We start from the raw sequence: 19071 nt of genomic DNA, 5'->3' as shown, positions 1-19071 counted from the left end.
CCCGCTTGTTATTTTCTGGCTTTTTCGAAGGCCTGGGCGACGTCGGCCCAGAGGTCTTCGACACTTTCCAATCCGACATTGAAGCGGATGGTTCGGGGGCTGACGCCGAAGCGCGCCATCGAATTCAGTCCCGGCGTCTGCTCCAGCGACGCCTTGGCGGGCACGACCAGGCTCTCGTGCCCGCCCCAGCTGACGCCGATGCGGAAATATTTCAGCGCATCGACGAAGACCGGGATGTCGATATCGTCCGTCACCTCGAAGGAGAACAGTCCGGCATAACCGGCCAGCGTCGCCTTGCCGGGATGGTTCGAATAGACGGGATGGTTGACGCGCTCGACATTGGCATGCGCCTTCAGCCGCTCCGCGATGGTCAGCCCGCTCTTCATGTGGTGCGGCAGGCGCAGCGGCAGCGTGCGCAGCCCGCGCAACAGCAGCCAGGCCTCGAACGGCGACAGCTTGCCGCCGAGATAGGAATAGGTCTGCTCGTTGATGTGCTTGATGTGCACGGCCGAGCCCGCCACCACGCCGGCGACCGTGTCGCTGTGGCCGCCGAGATATTTCGAGGCCGAGTGCAGCACCAGATCGACGCCATGCGAGATCGGCTTTTGGAACACCGGTGAGGCCCAGGAATTGTCGATGGTGGTGATGATGCCCTGCTCTTTCGCCAGCCGAGCCAGATGCGCGATGTCCTGCAGCTCGAACATCATCGAGGTCGGGCTTTCCAGGTAAAGCAGCTTGGCACCGGGAAGTGCCGCCGCCACCGCATCCGGATCGGAGCCGTCGACATAGTCGACCTTGATGTCGAGCCGCGGCAAAAGCCGCTCGAACAGCCGGTAGGCATCGCCATAGCAGTTGCGCACCGCAACGATGCGTTCGCCGGCGCCGACGAAGGCAAGCACCGTGGCACTGATCGCCGCCATGCCGCTCGAAAAACCGCGCGCGGCCTCGGCGCCCTCGAGTGCGGCCACGCGCGCCTCGAACTCCATCACCGTCGGATTGTCGCCGCGCGAATAGATCGGCTGCCTTCGTTTGCCGGCAAAGGTGTCGGCCATTTCGGCATAATTGGCGAAGGTGAAGAGCGACGTCTGGTAGATCGGCGGCACCACCGCGCCGCCCGGAAACGGCTCGTCATGCGCCAGCAGTGTCGCCGCCTCGGCAAGATAGTCGTAATCGAAACCGGTCGGATGCTCGTTCATGTCTGGCTCGAAAGTTTGAGTTTGGCCGCACCGCGCTTGAGATCGTCCTCGACGGTGGCGATCAGCTTGAGCGCTTCGGCGCGGGCGCCTTGCGGATCACGTGCGGCGATGCATTCGTAAACGGTGCGATGGTAGGGAAAGCTGGCGTGACCGAAATCGCGCACGCCAAGCGGATGCTCCCAGAAACGGTGGAACAGCTCGTGCATGGCGGCGATGATCTGCTCGAACAGCGGATTGCCAGAGACCCGATAGATCGCCTGGTGGAACTCCCAGTCCTCTTCCGACGACATGCCATCGCGGGTGCGGAACGCCTGCTCCATGATGTCGAGCTTGCGCTCGATCTCGGCAATGTCCGCCGGGCTGGCGCGTTCGGCGCAAAGGGCCGCCGCCTCCGCTTCGAGCGCGCGGCGGATTTCCAGCGTATGCATCAGGCTGGTGAAGTCATTACCGCCGGCCAAGGTCAGCGGCATGTGCAGCATGTCGGGTGACACGGCCGCCTTGAGGTAGGTGCCGCTGCCTTGCCGGCGCTCGACCAGGCCAAGTCCCTCCCACCGCGTCAGCGCCTCGCGCACCGTGTTGCGGCTGACCTTCAGCCGCTCGGCCAGGATGCGTTCGGTCGGAAGCCGCTCGCCGGGCTGCAGGGATTCGGCGCGGACAAAACCCACCAACGCCTTCAGCACGGCGTCATCGCGCGCCGTCGTCTGAATGGGTGGCAGGCTGTTCTGGTCCACAAATCCTCCCGATGCAAAAGTGGTCCAATGGTCCAACCAATTCTGCACGGACGGAGAGACGTGTCAACAGCCGAAACAGGGACAGGCCGAACGACGCGCCTTGGCGCCGTTCGGCCCGTCAGTTCAGGCTTGGGCTCGCGTCGGCGTGACGGCTGCGCGCGTGGCGCGCCAGCGCGCGAACATCTCCTCGCGAATCTGCCTCGAACCCGCGAGCCGATTCGTTGCTTCCGCCAGCACGGCAGGCGAAGCCTGGGCGGGCGTGCCCGACTGGAACGGAGGAGCCGGGGCATATTCGAGTGAGAGCTGCACCGTTTCGGCCTCGGCCTGGCCGAGAAGCCTGGCGACCAGGAGGAGGCCGAAATCGATCCCCGAGGTGACGCCGCCAGCGGTTATCAGGTTTCCGTCCTCGACAATGCGCTCGTTGACTGGAATGGCGCCGAACTCGGCGAGGAAATCATGCGCGTACCAATGCGTCGTCGCCCGCTTGCCTTTGAGCAGGCCGGCGGCACCGAGCACCAGGGCACCGCTGCATACCGAGGTGACATAGCGTGCCTGCACAGCCCGCTCCCGCACGAAATCGAGGACGGCGTGGTCCTCCAGCAGCGGGTTGACGCCGCCTCCACCCGGAATGCACAGCACATCGAGAGGCGGGCAATCGTCGAAGGTCGCCGTTGGGTTGAGCGACAGCCGCGTCGACGACATCACCGGATTGCGATCCTTCCAGATCAGTTCCACCTCGGCGCCCTTTGCCGATGCCAGGACTTCATAAGGGCCGGTGAGGTCGAGCTGCTGGACATTGGGGAAGACGAGGATGCCGAAACGAAGGGTCATGGAACTCTCCATAGGTTGACTCCAGCCAATCTAAGGCATCATGCTTTGGCACGATCGCCAATCACCCCTCGTTTCAAGCCAAATCGCAATGCGCCATATCGAAATCCTTGCCTATCCCGACATCCAGCTCCTCGATGTCAGCGGGCCGCTTCAGGTTTTCGCCAGCGCCAACGACTTCAGGACGCAGGCCGGTGAACCAGCTCCGTACGAGGTCGCGGTCGTCGCCGCCTCCCCGCGGATCAGAACGTCCGCCGGCCTCGTGCTCGAAACCGGGGCGCTGCCGCCGCATGGGTCGAGGATCGACACGCTGATCGTGCCTGGCGGATGGGGCGTCAACGCGGCCTGCGAGGATCCCGAACTGATCCAATGGATAATCGGCCGCTCGCGAGACGCCACGCGAACGGCGTCCGTGTGCAGTGGCGCCATGCTTCTGGCGACGGCAGGACTGCTCGACGGCCGGCGTGCGGTTACCCACTGGGGACGGTGCGCCGAGTTCGCGCGGCGCTTTCCAGCGGTCCGCCTCGAACCCGACCCGATCTTCATCCGTGACGGCAATGTCTGGACGTCGGCAGGCGTGACGGCGGGCATAGATCTCGCCCTTTCCTTCGTCGAGGCAGACCTTGGCCGGCGCGTGGCGCTTGCGGTGGCGCGCGAGTTGGTGGTCTTCCTGAAACGACCCGGTGGCCAGGCGCAGTTCAGCCAGACGCTCAAGCTGCAGCAAGGCGACGAACGCTTCGACCGGCTGCATGGCTGGATTCAGGACAATCTGGACGGCGACCTTTCGCTGCCGAACCTGGCCGAGCGCGCCAATATGAGCCCGCGCAGTTTCTCCAGGCACTATCGGGAGGCAACGGGCCGCACACCTGCGCGCGCGATCAAGGAGATCCGGATCGAGGGGGCGCGACGGATGCTGGAACGAGGCCAGGCCGTCAACCAGACGGCCCGTCGCTGCGGCTTCGGATCGGAGGAGACGATGCGGCGCGGCTTTCTAAGAGCCCTCGGCACAAACCCGCGCGATTACCGCGAACGCTTCTGACGCAAAGGCGCTTACTCGCGGCGGGCGGCCCGAACCAGGTGGTCAGCGCGTCAGCCAGCCCGTCTTGGGTTCCAATCCCAACCCAGGCCACGTAGCCATCGGGCCGAATCAGCACGGCGGCGGGCGCGGCGACCGTCCCGAGGACCGGCAGTTCCCAGGTGCCGTCGTATCCAGCTTCGATCTGCAGGACCCGATCCGCCCAAGGCGCGATGTCCAGTCCGCCAGGTTCGCCGAGGTTGAGAAGTACCGGCCGGGCATCGTGCAGCAAGCTGAAGACCCGCAACGGGCCATTGCGAGTGACCAGATCGAGATCGGGCATTCGCCGCCCAAGCAGTGGATGTCCCTCGCCGAGGTCGTACCGGATGCCCAGACCGGACATCTCCGCGGCGATCCGTTTGCGCGGCTCATCCATGCCGAGCAGCTCGGTAAAGATGTCGCCCAAGGCCTTGGTGCTGGCATCCATGCGACGAAGCGCAACCTGTGCCATCGCGTTGCGCAGCACGCGAGCGGCGATCGGATGGCGCTCGGCGTGATAGCTGTCGAGCAGGCTTTCCGGTGATGTCCGCTTGACCACCTGGGCGAGCTTCCACCCCAGATTGACCGCGTCCTGCACGCCGATGTTGAGCCCCTGCCCGCCCATCGGAGGATGGATATGCGCGGCGTCGCCGGCCAACACGACACGTCTGTCGCGGTAGGCGGCGGCCTGTCGTGTCATGTCGGTGAAAAGGGAGATCCAGGTCGGACTGTGGACCCCGAAATCGGTGCCATAGGCAGCGATAAGCGCCTGGCGGAGATCGGCCAGCGTCGGTTCGCCGCCGACGGTCAATTGCCTCTCGGTCAGCACGACACCCACCCGGTTGGTTTCCTCGATCTTGCCTATGGCATGAATTCCGTAGGCGTCGCTGCGAAAGCCCAATGCCGGTTCCCTAGCCATTTCGACCTCGGCGATCATCCAGCTCATCGTCGGGTCCCATCCGGCGAACTCGATGCCCGCCGCCTTGCGGATTGTGCTGCGCCCTCCGTCGCAGCCGACGAGATATTGCGCCCTCAACCGTCGGCCGCCGGACAGATCCAGGTCGACACCGTCATCATGCTGCGTGAAGTCAGTGACGTCCTGTCCGCGATAGACCGGCACCCCCAACTCTTTGATCCAGTCGGCCAATATCCGCTCGATGTGGTTTTGCCGCAGCGCCAGCAGATAATTGTGCCGGCTGGGAAGGTCGCCGATATCCAAACGGATCATGTGGAAGCCGACGGTCGGGAAGCGCTGCCCCTGCGAGAGGAACCGCTCGGCAATTCCGCGCTGATCGAGAATTTCGATGGTGCGTGCGTGCAGGCCACCCGCGCGCAAGCCGATTAACTGCTGGTCCGGGCGCCGCTCGACACTGGTGACATCGATGCCCGCCAGAGTGAGTTCGCCTGCCAGCATCAACCCGGTCGGACCGGCTCCGGCGATCACCACAGCATGATCAAAAATCATTAATCGTCACTCCCGTTTCGCGCCTGATCTGCGTGGTTTTTACGGGAGGAGCCGGGTCTTGCCGCAAGCCCCTTGTGCGCCATATGTACGAAATGGAAGGGGTGCTCTCCTGCGCGGATCGCTTTGAACGGCCGACAGCCGTGGATCGAAGACGGGAGCCCGGATTGCCTGCAGGCAAAAAATCAGAGTCCTTCGTGCCTTGGCACGAAGTTCTGATGTCTGTTTGGAAGAAGGGGGCCGGTCGGCGTTTGGCAGCGGTACGAGGAGGCCACTATGTGCCAGCGCCGGCCGGCCGACCCCACGGACCCAGGAGATGCGGCGGACCTGAGCATCATGGGGTATTTCTAGGGATCGAGCCGGCTATGTATCCTCGTGCCGGCTTCGTCTTGGCCTGCACATTTGCGCAAGAGCTTATGAAAATCAACAGTTTCTTAACCAAGGCTCGCGAATCGCTTGGATTAAGGTAAATGGCTAACCTTGTTGGATTGACCGCACAATCGGTCTCGGACCGCTACGCCGCCTTGGCAACCACACGGTTGCGGCCACCGCTCTTGGCTTCGTAAAGCGCGAGATCGGCGCGCTTCATCAGCGCCGCCGCCGTGTCCACGCCCTTCAGCACCGACGACACGCCGACGCTGACGGTGACCTCGATCGTCTTGCCGTCGGCACCGATGGCGAAAGGCTTCTGGGCGATTTCGGCGCGGATGCGTTCGGCCACTTTCTCGGCCACAGCGCCATCGGTATCCGGCATCACCACCACGAACTCCTCGCCGCCGAACCGGCAGGCAAGGTCGATGCCCCTGACATTCTTGCGCAGCCGCCGCGCGAATTCCCGCAGCACCTCGTCGCCGCCATCATGGCCATGCGCGTCATTGATCGACTTGAAGCGGTCGAGATCGGTGATCATCACCGACAACGGCCGGCGCCGCGCCACGGCGCGGTCGAACAGCGTCTGCAGATGGCTGTCGAGATAGCGGCGGTTGTGCAGTCCGGTCAGGCCGTCGGTGACCGCCATCTCGATGGTCTGGGTGACGCTGGCGCGCAATTGGTCGTTGTAGCGCTTGCGGCGCACCTGGGTGCGCAGCCGCGCCGTCAGTTCCTGCTGGTCGATCGGCCGCATCAGATAGTCGTTGATGCCGAGTTCGAGGCCGCGGATGATGCGCTCCTCCTCGCCCTCCTCGGCCAAAAGGATGATCGGCACGAAACGCGTGCGGTCAAGCGAGCGCAACTGCGAGCAGAGCCTCAGCGGATCGAAATCGGCGAAGGCCGTCGAGATCATCACGCATTCATAGGACGTCTCGGCGGCCTGAAAGAACCCGGCATGCGGGTCGCCGCTGACGTCAAGATCGGCGCGGTCGCGCAACATTTTCTGGATGCGCTCGACCGACGATTTGCGCTCGTCGATCAACAGCACTTTCGGGATCGTGTCCTCGGACGCGAAATTGCGGCTGAGCAGTTCCTCGATGCCGATGTTGCGCGTCGTCGAGGCGCGCAGCCGGAGCTCGTCGGTGAGAGATTTCAACCGGACCAAGCTCTTGACGCGCGTCATCAGCTGCAGGTCGTTGACCGGCTTGGTCAGGAAATCGTCGGCGCCAGCTTCCAGCCCGCGCACGCGGTCGGACACCTGGTCGAGCGCGGTGATCATCACCACCGGAATGTGCGATGTTGCGGGGTCGCTCTTCAGTCTGCGGCAGACCTCGAACCCGTCCATGTCGGGCATCATGACGTCGAGCAGCACGACATCGACCTTGCCGTTCTCGCAGGTCTCGATCGCGTCGGGCCCATTGGTGGCGGTCAGCACCTCGAAATATTCGGCCAGCAGCCGAACCTCCAGCAGCCTCACATTGGCAGGGATGTCGTCGACGACGAGGATCCGCGCAGTCATTTCACAAGGCTCCGGCTCGGCTGGAATGGCACATCAGGCATCGCCCAGATAGGATTTGATGGTTTCGATGAAACGCGGCACCGAGATCGGCTTCGAAATATAGGCTTCGCAGCCGCCCTGGCGGATGCGTTCCTCGTCGCCCTTCATGGCGAAGGCGGTGACCGCGATGACCGGAATGACGTGCAGATCGTCATCTTCCTTCAGCCATTTGGTCACTTCTAGCCCCGACACTTCGGGCAACTGGATGTCCATCAGGATGAGATCGGGCCGGTGCTTGCGCGCTAGGTCCAGCGCCTCGAGCCCGTTGCGGGTGCGCACCGTCTCGTAGCCGCTTGCTTCGATGAGGTCCCGAAAGAGCTTCATGTTGAGCTCATTGTCCTCGACGATCATGACCTTCTTAGGCATCGACATCCCGTCCCGGCCGTCCCTCCGCTCGAAGGTGACCGTCATGCGCCCCTGGTTGAACGCACCAAACCCTGCTTCACTATACGGCAATATGATTGACGAAACGGAAACCTTCGGGCTGCAAAGCAGCGCGAATTCCACCTCGCCTGCCTGCGCGTCCAAACGGCGCGCCGCGCTGTAAAGGCTTGCCGCAAGCAATTCTTGCCATTACTGCGGAAGAGACTCATTCCACATACCGAAGGTAGTGATGGCAAACGCGGCGTCAATGCGCGAAGAGGCGGAAACCATTGCCGTGAAGGCGCTGGGTTTCGTTGCCTCCGATCCGGAACTGTTGCCGCGTTTTCTGGCGATCACCGGAATAGAAGCGCATTCGATCCGCAAGGCCGCCGGCGAGCCGGGCTTTTTGGCCGGCGTGCTGCAGTTCATCCTCGCCCACGAGCCGACCCTGATGCGCTTTGCCGAGGAGACCGGCACGCCGCCCGCCGCCGTCGGCAAGGCGTTGCGCGCCCTGCCGCTCGGCGACGACAACCATGAGCATTCCATATGAGCGATGATCCGGAGACTGCGCGCCAGATCGAGGAACTTTCGGCCGACGACCGGCCGCTGCTGGTGCTCGACGTCGACGACGTCGTGCTCGAGTTCATCCGCCCCTTCCCGCATTTCCTGAAATCGCGCGGCTACGGCCTGACACTGGCGTCCTTCCGGCTGACCGGCAACATTGCCGAAACGGCCAGCGGCCGGCTGATCGAACAGCCCGAAGTCACGGCACTCCTGGGCGATTTTTTCGACGCACAAGCCGATTGGCAAAGCATCACCGACGGAGCCGCGGAAGCCTTGGCAAGGCTTGGCGACCGCGCGGAAATCATCTTGCTGACGGCCATGCCGCACCGGCATCGCGCCGTCCGCCGCGCCCATCTCGATGCGCTGGGCCTGAGCTACCCGCTGCTGACCACCGAAATGGCCAAGGGACCGGCAGTGGCCAGGCTGCGCGGCAAGAACGGCCGGCCTGTGGTCTTCGTCGACGATCAGCCGCACAATCTGGCATCGGTGCGGGAGAAGGTCGCCGACGCTAGTCTTTTCCACCTGATGGCCGACAATTCGCTGCGGGCGTTCCTGCCGGCGGTCCCGGACGATGTCATCGTCGTCCAGGACTGGCATGAAGCCGCAGCGAAGATCGCGGACGCGCTGGGGCTCTAAAGCAATTCCAGGAAAAGTGTGAAACGGTTTTCCCGGGAAAAGCGCGTAGCGCTTTCCCTTGGGAATTGGAGTGCGCCCCTCGGAGCGGACAGGATCAAGCGGCAGTTTTGACCATCTTCCGGGCGTGTTGGTCTTCGAACTGTTGCGGGCTGAGATAGCCGAGCGCTGAATGCAATCGGCGGGTGTTGTAGACCTCATCAATGAAGCGGGGAAGGTCCTCAGCGACGTCGGTGAAGGTTTCATAGGCCATCGGATAGATGGCTTCGACCTTCATCGTCTTCATGAAGCTTTCCGCTTTGGCATTATCGTAGGATTGCCGCGCCGACCCATCGATCCAATAAGATCGTGCTCGGCGAGAAGATTGCGATAGAGGAGCGCGGCATATTGCGCCCCTCGATCCGAGTGATGGACGCAGCCCGGCGGCGGCTTTCGCCGTTCGATTGCCGCCTTCAATGCTGCAACGGTCAAGCGCGCGTCGATCGAACGGCCGATGGCGTAACCAACGACCTTGCGGGACCAGGCATCCAAGATGACCGCGACGTAGACGAAGCCTGCCGCAATCGCCACGTAGGTTATGTCGCTTACCCAAAGCCGGTTCGGGCCATCGAGTGTCACGTCCTTCGCCAGGTTCGGGAAGATCGGCAATTCATGATTGCTGTCCGTGGTGGCGATGAAGCGTCGCCTGATCCTGGGCTGCAGATCATGCTCGCGCATCAATCGTCTGATCTTCTTGTGGTTCACGACAATGCCGCTCTGCCGCAGCGCCGCCTGCATGCGGCGATAGCCGTAGGCTTCGAAGCTGTCGGAGATCTCACCCATCGTCTCGACGAGCGCTGTGTCATCCACGGCGGTTTCGGGCTGATCGTAGTAGGTTGATCGCGCGATCCCCATCAGCCGGCATCCTTCAGCGATGGAGACACCGCGGGGCCGGTGATCACGGATGTAGGCCCGCTTCTGGGACGTGGTGCGCTTTTCAGAGCCCCCTTTAGAAACTCGATTTCCAAGGCTTGCCGGCCTACCAGCCGCTCCAGCGCGGCGATCCGAGCCTCATAGGTCTGCATCGTCTCGGCCGCCGCTACATCCTCGTCGAAGGCGCCGGCCTCGTATTTCTGGACCCAGATACGGATCAGGTTACGCGCTAGTTCGTGCCGCCTGGCCAGACCATGAAGCGTCTCGCCGGAGAGGAACTCTTGCACTACCTGACGTTTGAACTCGATGCTGTGCGCGCGATGTGCAGTCATGGCTTCCATCTTTCGAAAGCCCGGCTTCCAAGTCAATTCTGCTTAGTCAAGCTGTCCGCTCCGAAGGGCGCATTCCAAATTGCGTCAAAACAAGTGTCTAGAGCCGAACCCTCAAGGGTTCAGCTTCGCACCGGCCCCGCCATTGTCGCCGCCGCCGCTATTGGCGCCACCGCCACCGTTGGCGCCGCCGCCATTGTCGCTGCCGCTGCTATCGTCCGCGCCGTCGCTATCGTCGACGCTGTCGTCCACCGCCGGATCGGCGGGCTTCAGCATCACGCCATTGACGGTGACGGAGCCGTCAGCCTTGGTGCTGACAGCCCATTCCAGCCGGCCGTCCGGCAGTGTCTTGGCAAACCCCTTCACCATCAGGGCGGCAGGCACGTACTGCCCGACCTCGGGCTCCGTCTTTGCCGCTTCCTGCAGATGCGCCATGATCTTGTCGAAGCCGGCGACATCGACAGTGAGATTTGCGTCGGGCTTCTCACCGAAGCTTGTCATCTCGCCTTCCAGCGCGATCTCCATGTCCTTGTTCTTCACAGTGCTGTGGCCGATGACGACCTTCGGCGCCTTGGCCAGGAAATCGGCCTTGAGCTGGTCGCCGAACTCGGGCGACAGTGGCGGATCCTGATTGAGATCAAAGGCTTCGATCGCCTTCCTCGCCATGCTATCGAGATCGATATTGGCACCGCCGAAGTTCAGGTCGATATCGGTGGGCAGCAGCGCCACGCTCCAGCTCGGCAAAAGCTGCTGCGGTACGGTCAGCCCCGACGCCTTGATGCCGTAGGTGACCTTGCCGCTCTGGGAAACGCCGTCGCTGCCGAACGCGGTGCTGAGCTGCGTCGCCCCGAAAGTGCCGATCGGGCTGTCGACCGCGAAATCCTTGAAGCCATAGGTGCCGTCGATGCGCTCCCACACCGGAAGCGCGGCGAGCAGAAGCGACTTCAGCTGCGCCTGGTTTGCCTTCAGCGTCTTCTCGTCCTCATTGGCCACGGCAAATGCCAGGAGGTCGAGCAGCGGCCTGGTCTGCACGCCCTTGCCGCTGGCTTCCACCGACAATTCCGGCGACTTCACGGTGACCGGAAAATTCAGCCCGTTCTCGGGATCATTCAATTTTATCGTTTCGACGAAATTCGAAACTTTCTGCGACGTGGTGAAATCGACGCCGCCATTGGCAGCCTTGGTGGCGGCGATGGTCGCGGTGCCGGCGCCAGCGCTGGCTTCCATCTGCTGCTTGGCCTCCTTCGATGCGATCGTCATGCCCGCCATCGAACTGGCGCCGCTGATGAAGGCAGCCAGTTTGGGGTCGTAGACGCCGGAACCCTTGCCGTCCTTGATCGAAAACTGCGTGCTTTGCAGCCCCTCGGGTCCGTTGAACTCGAAGGATCCGCTCTGCGAAAAATCCATCGAGACATCCCAGGTCCCGTCGCTGCGCGGCTTGACCAGCAGGGCGTAGGGCGCGAAGTCGAATTTCACCTTTCCCTCTGCGGGAACCGTCGCGGCAAGCGCCTGGAGATCGAACACGATCTTGTAGGCGTCGCCTTCGACCGAAACCTTCAGAATGCCCTTGTCGAGCGCCTGCTTGCCGACATAGCGGGACAGATCATCGGACAATTGCTTCGCCCCCTGGCTGTCGACGGTCTGACCGAAAGCGGGCGCGCAGAACAGAAGCGCGGTAAAGGCAACTGGCAGCATACGGTTCACGGCAATTCTCCGTTGGGTCGAAAGGCAAAAATCGTTTCGTACTTCTGGTAGGGAAATACCATCACAACTGCAAGATGATGACAGTCAGGCAATCGGCCTCAGCACCAGCCGCATCAGCGGCCGGCCCGCCTTGCGTTCCACCAGCCGCTCGAAACCGGCCTTCTCAAACACGCCCGACGAGCCGACGAACAGGCCGATCGAGCGCGAATCGCGCGACAGGTCGATCGGGCAGGCCTCGACAAGCCGTGCCCCGTTGCTGCGGGCGAAATCGATACCGCCTTCGACGAGGCGATGCGTGATGCCTCGGCCCCGTGCCTTGGCGCGGATGAAGAAGCAGGAGATCGCCCAAACGGCCGGATCGGAAGCGTCGGCGGGGTCGATCGGCGCCGAGCCCCTGCCCTTGTTGTTCCATTCGGGCACGTCGGCGCGCGGCCCGATCTGCATCCAGCCGACCGCCTTGCCGTCCTCGAAGGCCAGCAGGCCGGGCGGCGGGCCGGCTTCGATGCGCGCCCTGATATGGTCCTTGTTGCGTTCGCGGCTGCTCTCGCGCCGCGCCGCCGGCGCCAGCCGGAAATGCGTGCACCAGCAGCCATAGCAGGCGCCCTGCTTGCCGAAAAGGTCCTCGAAATCAGGCCAGAGCTCAGGCGCTAGCGGCGCTATGGTCGTGCTCATACGGTTCTCCCCAGGCCAAGCTTGTCGCTGGCCCTGCACTGTCGTACCATTGCCTCTGTTCTCTTTATGTTCGCAGCGATGGCGGCCCCTGTCAACAATCCCGATCACGGTTTTTGCCGTGACTGCCTGACGTTTCAGCGCAGTGAAACGCGCCGCTGCGAGCGCTGCGGCAGCCCTCGCCTTGCCCGCCATCCCGAGCTTTACCGGCTGCATCTGGCCCATATCGATTGCGACGCCTTCTACGCGGCGATCGAAAAGCGCGACAACCCCGCGCTCAAGGACAAGCCACTGATCATTGGCGGCGGCAAGCGCGGGGTCGTCTCCACCGCATGCTACATCGCCCGCATCCGCGGCGTTCGCTCCGCCATGCCGATGTTCAAGGCGCTCGAGGCCTGCCCCGAGGCGGTCGTGATCCCGCCCAACATGGAAAAATATGTGCGTGTCGGCCGCGAGGTGCGCGCCATGATGCAGGCGCTGACGCCACTGGTCGAGCCGCTGTCGATCGACGAGGCGTTTCTCGACCTCGCCGGCACCGAACGATTGCACGGCCTGCCGCCGGCAGTGGTGCTGGCGCGCTTTGCACTGGCCGTCGAGAAGGAGATCGGCATCACCGTTTCGGCCGGCCTCTCCTATTGCAAATTCCTCGCCAAGATCGCGTCCGATTTCCGCAAGCCGCGCGGCTTCTCGGTCATCGGCGAGGCCGAGGCGGTCGGCTTCCTGGCGACGCAGCCGGTGACCATGATCTGGGGCGTCGGCAAGGCGTTCAACGCCACGCTGGAACGCGACGGCATCCGCACCATCGGCCAGCTTCAGACGATGGAGCGTGGCGACCTGATGCGCCGCTATGGCACAATGGGCGACCGGCTCTACCGACTTTCGCGTGGGGAGGACGTCCGCCGCGTCGATCCCGACCAAGACGCCAAGAGCGTGTCGGCCGAAACCACATTCGACACTGACATCGCGTCTCTGGAGGAACTGGTCTCGGTGCTAAGGGGCCTTTCGGAAAAAGTCTCGGCCCGGCTGAAAAAATCTGGCATTGCCGGACGCACCGTGGTGCTGAAACTGAAGACCCAGGATTTCAAGCTGCGCACGCGCAACCGCCAACTCGGCGACCCGACACGGCTCGCCGACCGTATCTTTCAGACCGGAGTGGAGCTCCTTCGCAAGGAAACGGACGGAACGAAATTTCGATTGCTCGGCATTGGCGTCAGCGACCTCTCCGACGACGACAAGGCCGACCCGCCCGATCTGGTCGACGTCCAGTCGCGCAAACGTGCCATGGCCGAAGGCGCCATCGACGCGCTGCGCGACAAGTTCGGCCGCAAGGCGGTGGAAACCGGCTATACGTTCGGCAGGGGCCGCGATGCCCACCCGCCGGAGCCGCTGGAGGACTGAGCGATCAGGTTCGTGTCAAATCTATGCGGCTCGTCACCACGCTCTTGCCGGTTTTCGGATCGGTATCGGTGACCGTCAGCCGGATGCCGTTCTCGCCGCGCTTCTCAACCGTCATCCGCGCCTTGCGATCGCCATTGACCTCTTGAGCCCAGCGGATGCCAAGATTGATCGCGTTGCCCGACCGGCTGCCGTTCAGCTGCGCCGGCCCGGTGCGAGATCCGACATAGACGCCGCTGTATTTCGCACCTGTGACCTTCAGATTGGCGCTGATGGCCCGTGACACCACAACGAGACCGCGGCAATTGCCATCCAGGGAGAGCGAGGTTGAGGTAGCGTTCGACTTGAAGCTGCAGGAAACACTGACGTTCGGCACGTCCGTGGTCACCTGGACAGTGCCCTTGCCGGCGAAATTGCCCTTGAACGACTGGAGAAATTTGGTCTCGTCGGCATGAGCAGCGCCCGCGGCAATCGCCAGGCAGGCAGCAAGCGCGACTTGCGCGAATGGTCTCATGAAACTCTCCTTGTCGATATTGGAAAGGCGGGTTTGCAAAGCAGGGACAAAATATCGAGACTCAACGCCCATGGCCGTATCGGGTTCCGCCCGCGACTGTTTTGCAACGCCATCGCTGCGACTGGCCCAGAAGAATGGAACGACTAGCGATTGCGGCAAAAGCCCCGGCCTGCGAGATAGCTGCCATGGCACCCACCCCTTCGATCCCCAAGGCCGCGTTCTGGATGGCGCTGTCGATTACCTCGTTTCTGGGGATGTCGATCGCCGGCCGCGCCACGACAGCTGAGCTCAACGTCTTCCAGGTGCTGGAACTGCGCTCGGTGATCGGTTTCTTCATTCTGCTGCCGCTGGTTATGACGAGCGGCGGCTTTGCGGCGATGCGCACGCAGCGCCCCGTCGCCCATATCGCCCGCAATGTCATCCACTATACCGGCCAGGCGGCCTGGCTTTATGCACTGACACTGATCCCGCTGGCGGTGCTGATCTCGATCGAATTCACCACGCCGATCTGGACCGCGATCCTGGCGGTGACGTTTCTCGGCGAAAGGCTGAGCCGGCCGAAACTGGCGGCAGTCGTGCTCGGGCTGATCGGCGTGGTGGTCATCGTTCGCCCCGGTGTCGGCTCGGTCGATCCGGGACATCTCGTCGTGCTCGGTGCCGCGGTCTGCTTCGGCATCTCGGTGGTCATGGTCAAGTCGCTGACGCGAACGGACAGCGTCGTGCGCATCATCTTCTGGATGCTGATCATCCAGTCCGTGGTCGGCCTGGTTCCGGCGCTCTATACGTGGCGTAACCCGCCGCTGGAGCTGTGGCCGTGGATCGTACTGATTGCCTTCACCGGCATGTCGTCGCATTTCTGCATGGCCCGCGCGCTCGGCTATGCCGACGCCACCGTCATTTCGCCGATGGATTTCCTGCGCGTACCGCTGTCGGCTCTGATCGGCTGGCTGCTTTACCACGAGCAGATCGACGCGTTCACCGCCGGCGGCGCGCTACTTATCCTGATGGGCAATCTGCTCAATCTGCAGCGCAAGCCGGCACAGGCGGCCGAAGTGGCGGCATCGTAACGCTGCCGCTGCTCAGTTTCCCTCGTCGGGTATGTTGAGAACATGCCCGCAGGCCTTGCAGTGCCAAAGCTGCCGTCCGCGCGTCCATGGCCCTCCAGCCATCAGCGAATCGGCTCTAGACCAGTTCCACTTCGACCACGCCGGGCACGGCGCGCATCGCCGAGGCGATCTGCGGCGAGACGCGGTAGCCGCCCTGCAAGGCGATCTCGACCTCGCCCTGCGCCTCTTCCTTGATCACGATAATGCTCACCTGGCTTTCGCCACGCTGGGTGAGCTGGGACTGGATCATCGAGGCCGGTCCGTCGTTCCTGACGAAAATGCGCAGCGCCTTCTGGATGCGGCTTGCCTCGTCCTCCAGCGATTGCACGGAGTTGATGCGCAAATTGACGCCCTCGGGCCTGTCCTCCGCCGCGACCGTGATGACGACGGAGCGGCCGGCTTCCAGGAGGTCGCGGTACTGGGCCAATGCTTCGGAGAACAGCACGGCCTCGTACTGGCCGGAGGTGTCGGAAAACGCCACCACGCCCATCTTGTTGCCGGTGCGCGTCTTGCGCTCCTGCTTGCTAGTCACGGTACCGGCCAGGCGACCGGCGGAAGCGCCGCGTTTGACGGCGGCCGAGAACTCCGCCCAGTTCTGCACCCGCATCTTCTGCAAAGCCACCTTGTATTCATCGAGCGGATGGGCCGAGAGATAGAAGCCGACGACCTGGAATTCGCGGTGCAGCCGATCCGCGGCGAGCCATGGATCCGTCGCCGGCAGGTTGAGCGCCTGCGACTGTGCGCCCAGCGAGGCGCCGAAAATATCGGCCTGGCCGGAAACGGCATTCTGCTGGGCGAGCGAAGCCAGCCCCATCATCCGTTCGACACCGGCCATCATCTGGGCGCGGTCATGGCCGAAACAGTCGAGCGCGCCGGCCATGATCAGGCTTTCGAAGACCCGCTTGCCGACGATCTTGGGATCGACCCGCTCGCAGAAATCGGCGAGATTCTTGAACGGCTTTTCGCCACGCACCGCAACGATGTGCTCGACCGCCGCATCGCCGACACCTTTCAGCGCCGCCATCGAATAATAGATGCGGTTCTCACCGACCTCGAAAGGCCGGAAGCTGGTCATCACCGACGGCGCCAGCACCTCAATGCCGAGGCGCAGCGCATCCTGGCGGAAGTCGGCGAGCTTGTCGGTGTTACCCATATCGAGCGTCATCGACGCCGCCAGGAACTCGACCGGATAATGCGCCTTGAGATAGGCGGTCTGGTAGGAAACGACGGCGTAGGCGGCGGCGTGCGACTTGTTGAAACCATAGTCGGCGAATTTGGCCAGCAGGTCGAAAATGAAGTCGGCTTGCGGCTTGCTGACGCCGCGCTCGACCGCACCCGAGACGAAGCGCTCGCGCTGCTTGTCCATCTCGGCGCGGATCTTCTTGCCCATGGCGCGGCGCAGAAGGTCGGCTTCGCCGAGCGAATAGCCGGACAGCTCTTGCGCGATCTGCATCACCTGTTCCTGGTAAACGATGACGCCCTGCGTCTCCTTCACCAGATGGTCGATCTTGGGATGGATCGACGCCATCTCCTCCTCGCCATGCTTTCTGGCGTTGTAGGTCGGGATGTTCTCCATTGGGCCCGGACGGTACAGTGCGACAAGCGCGATGATGTCCTCGATGCAGTCGGGCCGCATGCCGATCAGCGCCTTGCGCATGCCGGCACTTTCCACCTGGAACACGCCGACCACTTCGCCGCGCGAGAGCATGGCGTATGTGTCGGGATCGTCGAGCGGGATCGTGGCCAGATCGATGTCGATGCCACGGCGGCGGATCAGCTTTACCGCCGTCTCCAGCACGGTCAGCGTCTTCAGGCCGAGGAAGTCGAACTTCACCAGGCCGGCCTGCTCGACATATTTCATGTTGAACTGGGTGACCGGCATGTCCGAGCGCGGATCGCGGTACATCGGCACCAGCTCCGACAAAGGCCGGTCGCCGATGACGATGCCGGCGGCGTGCGTCGAGGCGTGGCGGTAAAGGCCCTCGAGTTTCTGCGCCATGTCGAGCAGCGTCTGGACGATCGGCTCCTTCTCGGCCTCCTCGGCAAAGCGCGGCTCGTTGGCGATTGCGTCGGCAAGCTTGACCGGATTGGCCGGGTTCTGTGGCACCATCTTGGACAGCTTGTCGACCTGGCCATAGGGCATCTGCAGCACGCGGCCGACGTCGCGCAGCACGGCGCGGGCCTGCAGGGTACCGAAGGTGATGATCTGGCCGACCTGGTCACGGCCGTATTTCTGCTGGACGTAACGGATCACCTCTTCGCGGCGATCCTGGCAGAAGTCGATGTCGAAGTCGGGCATCGACACGCGGTCCGGATTGAGGAAGCGCTCGAACAGCAGGGAGAAGCGCAGCGGATCGATATCGGTGATGGTCGTCGAATAGGCGACCAGCGATCCGGCGCCCGAACCACGGCCCGGTCCGACCGGAATGCCTTGCGCCTTGGCCCATTTGATGAAGTCGGCAACGATCAGGAAGTAGCCCGGAAATTTCATCTTCTCGATGATGCCGAGCTCGAATTCGAGCCGTTCGCGATATTGCTCGACCGTGTAGCCCGGCGTTGGTCCGTGCAAAGCGAGCCGCGCGTCGAGCCCCTCGCGCGCCTGGCGGGCGAGTTCCGCGGCCTCGGCCTTTTCGGCCGCATCCTTGTCGGAGGCATCGCCGCCGGTGAAGCGCGGCAGGATCGGGCTGCGGGTCTTTGGATAGTAGGAGCAACGCAGTGCGATCTCGACCGTGTTGTCGATCGCTTCCGGCAGGTCGGCGAACAGCTTTGCCATGTCGGCCTGGCTGCGCAGGAAATTGTCCGGCGACAGTCGCCGGCGAGTGTCGACGGCGACGACGGAGCCCTCGGCGATGGCGATCAGCGCGTCATGCGCCTCATAATCATCGCGCGAGGAGAAAAACGCCTCATTGGTGGCAACGAGCGGAAGTTCATGCGCGTAGGCGAGATCGATTGTCTGATGTTCGATGACCCGGTCGTAACCGGCAACCCGGTCCAATTCGACATAGAGCCGGTCGCCAAACAGCGCCTTCAGCGTCAAAAGCCGCACCTCGGCCAGATCGCGGCGATCCTCCTTCAAGGCGTTGCCGATCGGGCCGCGCGGCCCGCCGCTGAGGCAGATCAGCCCATCGGCCTTGCCCTCCAGCATCTCGGTTGTCAGGTGCACCGCCTCGCCGGGCGGTGTTTCCAGATAGACGCGGCTTACCAGCCTGACCAGGTTGGAATAGCCGGCTTCGGTCGCGGCGAGCAGCACGACCGGCCGCATCTCCGGGCCCTGCCGGCGGCGGTCGCGCTGGCCGTCGCTGTTTTCACCGGAAAAGGCGAGTGCGGTCTGGCAGCCGATGATCGGCTGGATGCCGTCCTTCACTGCCTTCTGTGCGAACTCCAACGCACCGAACAAATTGTTAGTGTCGGTGACGGCGATCGCCGGGGCTTCGTCCTTGACGGCGTGACCGACGATCTTGCCGAGCTGAAGCGCGCCCTCGAGCAGCGAATAGGCCGAATGCACGCGCAGATGCACGAACGGCCGCGCCGGCGTCTCCGGCCGCGCGGCGGCAATCGCGGCTTCGCGCTTCAGTGGGTCGCGTCGAAGTCTGTCATCCGCCATGGTTTCTCGCGCAGTCGAAGGCTTTGAGTCGATGGAGATGTATTGTCCGGGACCTGGCGATACCAGTCCAGCACAAACGA

At 63.3% G+C, this 19071-nt stretch carries 18 protein-coding genes; 5 read left to right on the top strand and 13 right to left on the bottom strand.

Translation table 11 applies throughout. The features are described 5' to 3' along the window. Window positions 1-8 precede the first annotated feature (8 nt). The 3 genes from AC0V8S_RS20630 to AC0V8S_RS20620 form a co-directional block, all read right to left on the bottom strand. Window positions 9-1196: a PLP-dependent transferase gene (locus tag AC0V8S_RS20630; RefSeq protein WP_475433015.1), complete on the bottom strand. Its 1188-nt coding sequence runs from the start codon at window positions 1194-1196 to the stop codon at window positions 9-11. After that, window positions 1193-1927, bottom strand: coding sequence for a FadR/GntR family transcriptional regulator (locus tag AC0V8S_RS20625; RefSeq protein ID WP_183460041.1), 735 nt, complete (start codon window positions 1925-1927; stop codon window positions 1193-1195). The genes AC0V8S_RS20630 and AC0V8S_RS20625 overlap by 4 nt, the downstream gene beginning before the upstream one ends. A 123-nt stretch (window positions 1928-2050) precedes the next feature. Continuing rightward, window positions 2051-2758, bottom strand: a complete 708-nt coding sequence (locus AC0V8S_RS20620; protein WP_183460042.1) for a DJ-1/PfpI family protein — start codon at window positions 2756-2758, stop codon at window positions 2051-2053. Window positions 2759-2846: 88 nt separating this feature from the next. On the opposite strand from AC0V8S_RS20620, the gene AC0V8S_RS20615 reads away from it, so the two are divergent. Next, window positions 2847-3794, top strand: coding sequence for a GlxA family transcriptional regulator (locus tag AC0V8S_RS20615; RefSeq protein ID WP_475433013.1), 948 nt, complete (start codon window positions 2847-2849; stop codon window positions 3792-3794). Here the strand turns inward: AC0V8S_RS20615 and AC0V8S_RS20610 are convergent. From AC0V8S_RS20610 to AC0V8S_RS20600, 3 genes are all read right to left on the bottom strand, one after another. Further along, on the bottom strand, window positions 3688-5274 hold the full coding sequence (locus AC0V8S_RS20610; protein ID WP_475433011.1) for an FAD-dependent monooxygenase: 1587 nt from the start codon (window positions 5272-5274) through the stop codon (window positions 3688-3690). The genes AC0V8S_RS20615 and AC0V8S_RS20610 overlap by 107 nt on opposite strands. A 511-nt stretch (window positions 5275-5785) precedes the next feature. Beyond that, window positions 5786-7159: a PleD family two-component system response regulator gene (locus AC0V8S_RS20605; protein WP_475433010.1), complete on the bottom strand. Its 1374-nt coding sequence runs from the start codon at window positions 7157-7159 to the stop codon at window positions 5786-5788. A 33-nt stretch (window positions 7160-7192) separates the two neighbouring features. Next, window positions 7193-7609 (bottom strand): response regulator, encoded by a 417-nt coding sequence (locus tag AC0V8S_RS20600; protein ID WP_432421222.1) that lies wholly within the window; start codon window positions 7607-7609, stop codon window positions 7193-7195. Between the two features lie 202 nt (window positions 7610-7811). On the opposite strand from AC0V8S_RS20600, the gene AC0V8S_RS20595 reads away from it, so the two are divergent. Both AC0V8S_RS20595 and AC0V8S_RS20590 read left to right on the top strand, forming a co-directional pair. After that, window positions 7812-8111, top strand: a complete 300-nt coding sequence (locus AC0V8S_RS20595; protein ID WP_027052046.1) for a DUF3572 domain-containing protein — start codon at window positions 7812-7814, stop codon at window positions 8109-8111. Next, window positions 8108-8761 (top strand): hypothetical protein, encoded by a 654-nt coding sequence (locus AC0V8S_RS20590; protein WP_475433008.1) that lies wholly within the window; start codon window positions 8108-8110, stop codon window positions 8759-8761. Before AC0V8S_RS20595 ends, AC0V8S_RS20590 begins: the two co-directional genes overlap by 4 nt. Before the next feature lie 94 nt (window positions 8762-8855). Here AC0V8S_RS20590 and AC0V8S_RS20585 read toward each other — a convergent pair whose 3' ends face one another. From AC0V8S_RS20585 to AC0V8S_RS20565, 5 genes are all read right to left on the bottom strand, one after another. Continuing rightward, window positions 8856-9044: an integrase core domain-containing protein gene (locus AC0V8S_RS20585; protein ID WP_475433006.1), complete on the bottom strand. Its 189-nt coding sequence runs from the start codon at window positions 9042-9044 to the stop codon at window positions 8856-8858. Next, window positions 9041-9673 (bottom strand): IS3 family transposase, encoded by a 633-nt coding sequence (locus tag AC0V8S_RS20580; RefSeq protein WP_475438665.1) that lies wholly within the window; start codon window positions 9671-9673, stop codon window positions 9041-9043. The genes AC0V8S_RS20585 and AC0V8S_RS20580 overlap by 4 nt, the downstream gene beginning before the upstream one ends. Beyond that, a complete protein-coding gene (locus AC0V8S_RS20575) occupies window positions 9652-10002 on the bottom strand; it encodes a transposase (protein ID WP_183460044.1) in 351 nt (116 codons plus the stop codon). Before AC0V8S_RS20575 ends, AC0V8S_RS20580 begins: the two co-directional genes overlap by 22 nt. A gap of 111 nt (window positions 10003-10113) precedes the next feature. Beyond that, window positions 10114-11694: a hypothetical protein gene (locus AC0V8S_RS20570; protein ID WP_475438664.1), complete on the bottom strand. Its 1581-nt coding sequence runs from the start codon at window positions 11692-11694 to the stop codon at window positions 10114-10116. Window positions 11695-11787: 93 nt separating this feature from the next. Continuing rightward, window positions 11788-12375, bottom strand: coding sequence for a GNAT family N-acetyltransferase (locus AC0V8S_RS20565; RefSeq protein WP_183460046.1), 588 nt, complete (start codon window positions 12373-12375; stop codon window positions 11788-11790). A 66-nt stretch (window positions 12376-12441) separates the two neighbouring features. On the opposite strand from AC0V8S_RS20565, the gene AC0V8S_RS20560 reads away from it, so the two are divergent. Then, the gene (locus tag AC0V8S_RS20560) at window positions 12442-13770 is read left to right on the top strand and encodes a DNA polymerase IV (RefSeq protein WP_475433004.1); all 1329 of its coding nucleotides are present in this window, start codon (window positions 12442-12444) and stop codon (window positions 13768-13770) included. Between the two features lie 4 nt (window positions 13771-13774). Here the strand turns inward: AC0V8S_RS20560 and AC0V8S_RS20555 are convergent, their stop codons facing one another. Further along, window positions 13775-14281, bottom strand: a complete 507-nt coding sequence (locus AC0V8S_RS20555; RefSeq protein ID WP_475433002.1) for a hypothetical protein — start codon at window positions 14279-14281, stop codon at window positions 13775-13777. A gap of 185 nt (window positions 14282-14466) precedes the next feature. Here AC0V8S_RS20555 and AC0V8S_RS20550 point away from each other — a divergent pair, with 185 nt between their 5' ends. After that, window positions 14467-15348: a DMT family transporter gene (locus tag AC0V8S_RS20550; protein ID WP_475433000.1), complete on the top strand. Its 882-nt coding sequence runs from the start codon at window positions 14467-14469 to the stop codon at window positions 15346-15348. A gap of 115 nt (window positions 15349-15463) precedes the next feature. Here AC0V8S_RS20550 and dnaE read toward each other — a convergent pair whose 3' ends face one another. Next, a complete protein-coding gene (gene dnaE / locus AC0V8S_RS20545; RefSeq protein WP_475432998.1) occupies window positions 15464-18991 on the bottom strand; it encodes a DNA polymerase III subunit alpha in 3528 nt (1175 codons plus the stop codon). Between the last annotated feature and the right edge of the window lie 80 nt (window positions 18992-19071).

This window comes from Mesorhizobium oxytropidicola (assembly GCF_056174625.1).
Note: the sequence above shows the minus strand (reverse complement) of the source record. Positions and strands in the feature narration are given on the sequence as shown.